Here is a 7,173-nt window from a genome sequence, read left to right as displayed (position 1 = left end):
GGCTGCTGAAGGGCGCCCTACCCCAGCCGTGGCCTCACTGCCGTTAAGTTAAGCGCCGGCGCCCAAGCGCCCGGAGTCCAAGGCTTCAGCCTTGGAGCGCGCCAAGGCTGAAGCCTTGGACTCCAGGCGCAGGGAACGCGGTCGCATGGGCCACCATAGCAGGCGCCGCCTGCTATAGCCTTCGCACCTGACATCCGGACAGGCCCCTGGTGCAGGGGCGGGTTTGAAACCCGCCCCTAGGTCCGGCTATCACGTCCGGGGGCTATATGCATTGCGGAAATACTTGTTTGGCGACGGGGCCAGGGCAGCCGATACTCGTGGTGCTGAGCGCGACATGGCGATAGGTTCACCGTATCAGGCCCGCGATTGCCCCACCCCCTGACCATTACCGGCCAGCCCCGAATGGCGCTAAGTTAAGATGCCCTTAACGATATCAGTGACTTGCGCACCGACCTAGCCTCAAGCTTCTGGAGAATCAGCGACAGTCCGCCAGATTCCTCCGGGTTCCGCCTGGTTCTGGGGCGTCTCGGCCAGCCAGCGGGCCGCGTAAGTCACTGTTCTTGTAGAGTCTCGCCCTTAACTTAGCGCCATTCCGGCCAGCCCCCTTCCGCCACCGGATTGTCCTTTGCGCCATGACCGACCCCGTGACCTCAGGTCCCGCTGATGACCCATTGCATCTGCTGAATAACCTGATCATTGCCCTGACCCGTGAGACAGAGCTGCACAACCGCCAACTGAACCGATTGGACGACCTGATCGCGGCGCGGGTGCAAGGGATCAAGGCCGAGTTTCAAGCCCGGCCCCCGGACCCGCCCTGGGACGCGACGGATGGGTTGGGCGCAGAGGTGCAACGTACCCGGCGCGCCAAGTGGTATACCGGCGTCCTGGCCCTGCTGGTGGTCGTCCTCGCTGCCGTCCTGCTGTATTTGGCGGTAACGATGGCCCATGAAATGAACCGCATGGAGGACTACATGTACAACATGGGTCACGCGGGCAACGATGATCGCCTCATCGCCCAAGACGAGCGCAAGGTTGCCGGCACCAGCTACCTGCTTGCCATGACGCAACAACTGCAGGCGCTGCGTGATGATATCGGGGCCATGCGCCTGGCCATCGGCCGCATGGACGGGAGCATCGTCGGGATGTCGGCGAGCATGAAGACCATGAGCGGCAACATGGGTACCATGAGCCGGGACCTGGCCACGATGAACTACACCATGGGGCTGTTGCGCCAGGACACCGCCATGATGCGGGTGAGCGTCGGCGGCATGTCCAACGACACCCGCTCCATGGGCGCACCCTTCCGTTTCATGAATTCGTTCATGCCATGGTAGGGTAGGGTAGAGCCGGGGGCGCTTGCCGGCTCGCCCGCTCAGATTGCGGTGGCCTTCCAACGCCGCCAGTCGCGTATCAGGTTCGCCCCGCGGTATTCCGCCCCGCTTGCCGTCCGCCTGCCCGCCGCGTTGAACTGCCCCGCAATATCCGTTCCGGACAGGCCCTGGCCCAGCAGGGCGTCAAGTTCCTGCATCAGGTCCATTTGGTCCGGCATGTCCGGTGCCTGCGGTTTGCCCGTCAGGGTGAAGGTCTCAGGGGCTGGGGCCAGTACCCGTGCCACTTCGGACAGTTCCAGATGCAGCAGTGCCGCGATGTTGGCGGCGCTCATACCGAGGCGGAACAGGACCGCAATGGTCCGGCCGCGTTCCGCCAGAACCGCCGCCGCCAGCTTGCCTTGGAGCGGCACCGCGCCGGGGTCTGGTTGCGCCTGGCCGGCGGTCCCCGCGGGTGGGGCAGAGGGCTGTTCCCTCCCGCCCATCGTGTCGGCCAGCAGGTCCTTGACCGCGCGCCCTAACCACGCGTCCCCCAGCGTTTGCAGGGTGTCCGCTTCCTGGGGTGTAAGCCAGATGGTCAGCCGCTTCCAACCTTCATTATTGCGCCGATCATTGCCATGGCGCTGCGGCAACCGCTCGGTTACCAGGTTCGGTTCGCTGTTTGTCATGGGGTCTCCTCAGGGGTCTCGCTCAGTTGCAGCCGCCGCTCTATCCGGTCCGGCCGTGGGCGGAGGTCGCCGATAGCGGACTTGCCCGCGGCGGTCGGTGGGCCAAGGTGACGGCCCCTGCGGGTCCCCGCGGGGGCGCGCCAGGGCACCTAAACCGGTGATTTTACGGAAGGGCTATCGCCGTGGTATGCACTATAACTGCGCTTCTTAGCGAGTCCCGGTATAAGGCGGGATGGTGGAATAGCGTCCGCTCGGCCCAGCGACAGTGAGTGTCCGGCGGCCTGACGCACCCTCAAAGTCGCCCTGATCCCCGGCCGCGCAGCCGGGTCATAAGGTCGCGCAGCCCTGCCGGCTTATGCCGGCTTATGCTAAGTAACGCAGAGATAACGCAGTGGCCGCCGTCACTTCTTTAGTAGAGTCGTCATCCTTTGACCGAGAACCCCAACCATGGCCAAATCCGGCATGCGCTTTCCCTCCAAGGCCGATGTCATGGCCCGCACGCCGGACCCGGCGGTGCGGGAGATGTTGGTCCACCTGGAACAGGCGGGGATCGAAACCGTTCTCTCAGACTTACACAAACCTACGCAGCAAGTTTGGCGCTGAGTTCCTGCTTCACCGAGGCCGGTTTCACGCGAACCTTGCGGCCCGCGCCAGCGCCTTCCTCTCCACAGGCTGACACCGCGGAACTCGCGGCGTAATTGGCGAGATTGATCGCCGCATTCAGATCCCGGTCGTGACGGGCGCCACAAGCCGGGCAGTCCCAGTGCCGCAGCGATAACGGCAGGGAGTCAATTTTATGATCGCATTGCGAGCACGTCTTGCTGCTCGGATACCAGCGATCCGCGACCACCACGCGCCCGCCGCGCAGCGCGGTCTTGTACTCCAGTTGGCGCCGGAACTCGAACAAGCTCATGTCCGAGACGGCGCGCGCCACACAGCGGTTCTGCACCATGCCGCGCACGTTCAAGTCTTCGATGCCGATGGTATGAAAGCGTCGCGCCAGATCAGATGTGAACTGGTGCATGGCGTCCAGGCGCACGTTGGCGATGCGGGCATGAAGGCGCGCCAGCTTGGCCTTGGTCTTACGCCAGTTGCGAGAGAATTTCACCTTTCGCGAGAGGCTTCGGTTGAGCCGCTCCATGCGTTTCAACTCCGCCTTGTGGGCCTTAGGGCCGATGACTTGCTCACCGTTGGAAAGGGTGGCAAGCCGCGTGACACCCAGATCGACACCCACGACGCCTTGGTTTTCGGCGGGACGGGTGAGGGTCTGATCGGTATCCACGACGACGGCGACAAACCAGCGGTCAGCCGTGCGAGAAATCGTTGCCGAGACAATCTTGCCGGGAAAACGCAACGTCTCGCGTATCCGCACCCAACCCAGATGGGGGAGGCGGATACGCGAACCGTCGAGAACGAAGTGCCCATTGTCCAGGGCGAAGCTGTCGTTGAGACCTTTCTTGTGGAAACGTGGGTACTTGGCGCGCCCGGCAAAGAAGTTCTCGAAGGCCTCGCCCAACTGCATAATGGCTTGCTGGGGCGCGCACTTGGTTACCTCGAGCATCCAGGGGAATTGCTCCCGCTTGATGGCGTTCAACTGCCGGCGCAAGGCGCCCTCACTGGGCTTGGCTAACAGCGGGTTGTCCTGGCACGCCTGGTACTGCTCCTGCCACTGCGCCAGCGCCCAGTTGTAGGCGAAACGCGCGGTGCCGGCGGCACGGGCAAAGTAGGTGCGCTGGGTGTTGTTGGGATCAAGGGCGATCTTATGGGACAGGATCATGACGGCGCACCAGCCACGGCGTGCTTGATGCCGTCGATCAACTGTCCGCCGGGGGTGCGCGCGGAGGTGATCTTGCCGCTGATCTCCCAGCGACGCACGGGTTCGGCCGCGACGCTAAACGCCTTGGCGGCTTCTCCGATCAGGATTCTGTGTGGATTCTTTCCCATGTGCTGGAACTCGCCCTCTCCGCGCGTTGTCCTTATATTGTAACCCATAATATCGCTGACTTCCGCAACGCGGCCAACTTCGGCATTGTGCCAATCAGCCCTGCGATTTCCTTGACTTGCTGAGGAGTACGACATGACTTCCCTCACGATCCGCATCCCTGAATCCCTGCACAAGAACATACGGGATCTTGCTCGCAAGGAGGGGATTTCCGTCAATCAATTCATCGCCAATGCGGCCGGTGAGAAAATGGCATGGCTATTGAGCCTGGATTATCTGCGGCAAGAGGCGGCGGCTGGCCGGCGTGATGAGTTTGAACGTTTTCTCGCTGCGGTACCGGACTGCGAGGCGGAAGCTGGTGATGAGCTGGGCTCGTCGTTGCCCAAGTAAAGTGCGGTTGGTCCCCAAGTAAGCAAATAGATGAATGCCGCGGTGCCTGACTTAACAAGATTCACAGGATTGGAAACGAATAGCATCTTATAAATCTTGTCAATCCTGTCCAAATGTCTTGATTTCGCGCTCGCCGGGCGGTTCGGGACCGCCCCCGTAAGACCTCATTCCTGCCGATGCTGGCCGGAACGACGATTAAGGCCCAATCGCGTGGGTCACGCTACCCCCGGCGCAGGAAGTTCAGTATCGCAGCAGCCACCTCCTGGGGCTTTTCCTCCTGCACCATATGCCCGGCATCGTCGATGACCGCAAGCTGCGAACCCTCGATTTCCTGGCGGACCCGCTCGGCATCGGCCAGGGGTACGATGCCGTCGTAACGGCCCCATACCAGCAGCGTCGGCAGGCGTAGGCGGACGCAGACCTCGCCATCGCCTTCGCTGCCCACGCTCGTCCTGATCATTCTGGCAAGGGCAGCGGCGGCGCCTGACGTACCGGCTGGCTTGAGATAGTGGTCGAGCAGCTCGTCGGTAATGAGTGACTGGTCGTAGTAACAGCGCTGCAAGCTCTTCCTGCGCATGCCCTTCATATAGAATAGCTTCGCAACCACCAAGGCGAATGGAAAAAAGAGACGTGTCGCGGACGGGGGCGGCCTGCCATGATAAAAGCTGGGGCCGATCAGGACGAGACTGCCGATCCGTGCGGGCGACGACAAGGCCGCGAACGCGGCAACGAGGACGCCCATCGAATGGCCCGCGAGCACCGGCTGTTGCAGCCCGAGGGCTTCGACAAAACCGATGATCAGACGCCCCTGGCCAGCCATGGAATAATCGCCGTCGGCCGGCTTGTCGGAGAGCCCGAAGCCCAGCAGATCGACGGCGTAAACGGTATGCGTCGGAGCCAGCAGCGGTATCAACTCACGCCAGGTGTAGGTCGAGCCGGCGAAGCCGTGAATCAGTATGATGGGTGCGCCGCAACCGCGCTGCGTGTAATGCAGCGACCGCCCATCGACGCTGACGAAGCGGCTGTCGTCGCCGGCAAGCTGCCGCACCGGAACCGATTTATGCGTCATCAGCGCGCGGACGAAGGCCCGCGCCGCGTCCCGCGTGCTCGTGATCTGCGCCTTTGCCATTATGCACCTCGTTCGGGATCTTGACGGCAGCGGCGTCGCTGGACCGGCAACACCATTTTCATAACGCGCTGTTTGATACGTTTTCAACGAAAACCCGAAAGCTCAGAGAGTATTGATTTGCTCTCGTGCTCTCGTTCCCACGCTCTAGCGTGGGAATGCAGTGCAGCCGCTCCAGCGGCCCGTCATCCGCATGCGGTTTGCCCCCCCTTTATGAGACGGGATGCTGGAGCGTGGAAGCCGGAAGAAGGCTGGGCGAGTCTTTCAATTAACTTCACCGCAAATGGCACTGAGTCCTTTAGCGTACTCCACTACCGGGGAGAGAATTCCGGGGGAACCGTGGTCTGTCCCCGGTATCGGTCCCCGGTATCGCCGCGTGGCCTTGATCATCGTTCCGGCCAACCGCCATCCTCTGGAGTCCAAGGCTTCAGCCGTGGTCCTGTCCAGCCAAGGCTGAAGCCTTGGACTCCGGCCCCCGGGTGGCCGGAACGATGATCAAGGCCCGCCGCGTGGTGAACGCGGCGTCGAAGTTCGCCGCGGCGCCGCATCGCGGCCGGAGGCCGCTCCCACAAAGACCTTTCATGTTCCGGGGTGCCGGACAAGCCTTCCGCCATGACCGTTAGCCGGACCAAGGCCGCTGAAATGCAATGTCGACCGGCTAAAGCCTCGACCTCCGGTCTTCTCGTCTTGCATTCATCCGAATCCCTTGATGCGGGACCCGACCGGTTTGCTGCTGTCAGGCTTGCGTCTGTCGTTGAATCTCAAGCAATTCAAGTTTCTGCCTTTCCAATGATGCCAGTCTTCTCTTGATACTACGGATTTCCGTGTCGATCTCTTGCAATTGATGATTGATCTTCTGCATCTCCACGCCTTTCCCGCCGCGTATCTCCAGGACCAATGACTCGACTTCGGACCGCAGCAATCTGAAATAGGGAGTGCCATGAGCACAGTGTTGTCGGTATTGCAGTCTGCCCGCTCTCATCGCCGCAATGACTTCGGCTTCGGTGAGGCCGAATTCCTTGCACGCGTTCTTGTGGCTCAGGGTCGCGCCCGCTTGTCCCCATGGAGATTCAGGCATCTTCAAACTCCTGCCAACGGTCGGCGGCGGATCAAACGTTCAGGACCGGGCGCATGCCCGGGGCGTACGGATTTCAGCCGGGTTCATTGCCCCCATTTCGCTTGCCACTGGCTAAAGCGGTTCACGATCGCTTTCATATGCTTCGATCAGATCGCCAACCAGTGAAACAAGCGAATAGAGGGGGTGACTGGCATCGTCCCGGACAACATCGAGCAGGCTATTGTGGAAAGTCGCGGTCTGCTCGTAATCGCCTTCCGATTCTATGTGTGACACTGGGGCCGCTGATCTGACTTGAGGCGAACAATCATTAGACAACTGATCCTCGATTCGCGGAATTTGAATGCTGGAATGCCCTCCCAGTATTACCTCCTGCGAGGGCAATAATGGCCTTCCCCTGCACTGGGTTGTCATGCACAATTCACATGCATTCAACGTGACAGCGGTTGTCAGCACCCAAACCACCCGCTGCACAAGACGCAGCCGCCGATGCCCACTTTCGCTAAGGAGCCTAGCAGAAATAACTTGAACAATACGTGAATTGCGGTTACGCTTGGTGCATGGATGTTACCAAGATAATCGAAGAAAAGTATCGGGCGCTTTCCGGTCGCCTGGATGAAGCGACGTTGCGCCTGTGGGCAGCG

The 7,173-nt window shown here is 61.4% G+C and carries 9 protein-coding genes; 3 read left to right on the top strand and 6 right to left on the bottom strand.

The features are described 5' to 3' along the window. Positions 1-632 precede the first annotated feature (632 nt). Positions 633-1,334, top strand: a complete 702-nt coding sequence (locus tag QZY48_RS07880; RefSeq protein WP_295429856.1) for a hypothetical protein — start codon at positions 633-635, stop codon at positions 1,332-1,334. Between the two features lie 38 nt (positions 1,335-1,372). Here the strand turns inward: QZY48_RS07880 and QZY48_RS07875 are convergent, their stop codons facing one another. Continuing rightward, a complete protein-coding gene (locus tag QZY48_RS07875) occupies positions 1,373-1,996 on the bottom strand; it encodes a hypothetical protein (RefSeq protein ID WP_295429854.1) in 624 nt (207 codons plus the stop codon). 447 nt (positions 1,997-2,443) lie between these two features. On the opposite strand from QZY48_RS07875, the gene QZY48_RS07870 reads away from it, so the two are divergent. Next, entirely contained in the window at positions 2,444-2,599 is a 156-nt protein-coding gene (locus QZY48_RS07870) for a hypothetical protein (protein ID WP_295429852.1), read from the top strand. Here the strand turns inward: QZY48_RS07870 and QZY48_RS07865 are convergent. Beyond that, complete coding sequence (locus QZY48_RS07865; RefSeq protein ID WP_295429850.1) at positions 2,577-3,773, bottom strand: RNA-guided endonuclease TnpB family protein; 1,197 nt, start codon at positions 3,771-3,773, stop codon at positions 2,577-2,579. The two genes, QZY48_RS07870 and QZY48_RS07865, sit on opposite strands and share 23 nt — an antisense overlap. Further along, a complete protein-coding gene (locus tag QZY48_RS07860; RefSeq protein ID WP_295429849.1) occupies positions 3,770-4,075 on the bottom strand; it encodes a hypothetical protein in 306 nt (101 codons plus the stop codon). Before QZY48_RS07860 ends, QZY48_RS07865 begins: the two co-directional genes overlap by 4 nt. Between QZY48_RS07860 and QZY48_RS07855 the strand changes: the two genes are divergently transcribed. Further along, on the top strand, positions 4,074-4,328 hold the full coding sequence (locus QZY48_RS07855; protein ID WP_295429847.1) for a toxin-antitoxin system HicB family antitoxin: 255 nt from the start codon (positions 4,074-4,076) through the stop codon (positions 4,326-4,328). The two genes, QZY48_RS07860 and QZY48_RS07855, sit on opposite strands and share 2 nt — an antisense overlap. Positions 4,329-4,548: 220 nt before the next feature. On the opposite strand, the gene QZY48_RS07850 is transcribed toward QZY48_RS07855, so the two are convergent. The 3 genes from QZY48_RS07850 to QZY48_RS07840 all read right to left on the bottom strand — a co-directional run. Continuing rightward, positions 4,549-5,457 (bottom strand): alpha/beta fold hydrolase, encoded by a 909-nt coding sequence (locus tag QZY48_RS07850; RefSeq protein ID WP_295429845.1) that lies wholly within the window; start codon positions 5,455-5,457, stop codon positions 4,549-4,551. A gap of 733 nt (positions 5,458-6,190) precedes the next feature. After that, positions 6,191-6,532, bottom strand: a complete 342-nt coding sequence (locus QZY48_RS07845) for a hypothetical protein (RefSeq protein ID WP_295429843.1) — start codon at positions 6,530-6,532, stop codon at positions 6,191-6,193. Positions 6,533-6,978: 446 nt separating this feature from the next. Further along, a partial coding sequence (locus QZY48_RS07840) for a hypothetical protein (protein WP_295429858.1) occupies positions 6,979-7,173 on the bottom strand: 195 nt, incomplete at its 5' end.

The organism is uncultured Thiodictyon sp. (assembly GCF_903828115.1).
Classification (GTDB): Bacteria; Pseudomonadota; Gammaproteobacteria; order Chromatiales; family Chromatiaceae; genus Thiodictyon.
Note: the sequence above shows the minus strand (reverse complement) of the source record. Positions and strands in the feature narration are given on the sequence as shown.

Excerpts from the sequence above, each read along its gene's own strand:
- QZY48_RS07880 (WP_295429856.1), top strand. The coding sequence starts at position 633 with ATGACCGACCCCGTGACCTCAGGTCCCGCTGATGACCCATTGCATCTG.
- QZY48_RS07875 (WP_295429854.1), bottom strand. The coding sequence starts at position 1,996 with ATGACAAACAGCGAACCGAACCTGGTAACCGAGCGGTTGCCGCAGCGC.
- QZY48_RS07870 (WP_295429852.1), top strand. The coding sequence starts at position 2,444 with ATGGCCAAATCCGGCATGCGCTTTCCCTCCAAGGCCGATGTCATGGCC.
- QZY48_RS07865 (WP_295429850.1), bottom strand. The coding sequence starts at position 3,773 with ATGATCCTGTCCCATAAGATCGCCCTTGATCCCAACAACACCCAGCGC.
- QZY48_RS07855 (WP_295429847.1), top strand. The coding sequence starts at position 4,074 with ATGACTTCCCTCACGATCCGCATCCCTGAATCCCTGCACAAGAACATA.
- QZY48_RS07860 (WP_295429849.1), bottom strand. The coding sequence starts at position 4,075 with ATGTCGTACTCCTCAGCAAGTCAAGGAAATCGCAGGGCTGATTGGCAC.
- QZY48_RS07850 (WP_295429845.1), bottom strand. The coding sequence starts at position 5,457 with ATGGCAAAGGCGCAGATCACGAGCACGCGGGACGCGGCGCGGGCCTTC.
- QZY48_RS07845 (WP_295429843.1), bottom strand. The coding sequence starts at position 6,532 with ATGCCTGAATCTCCATGGGGACAAGCGGGCGCGACCCTGAGCCACAAG.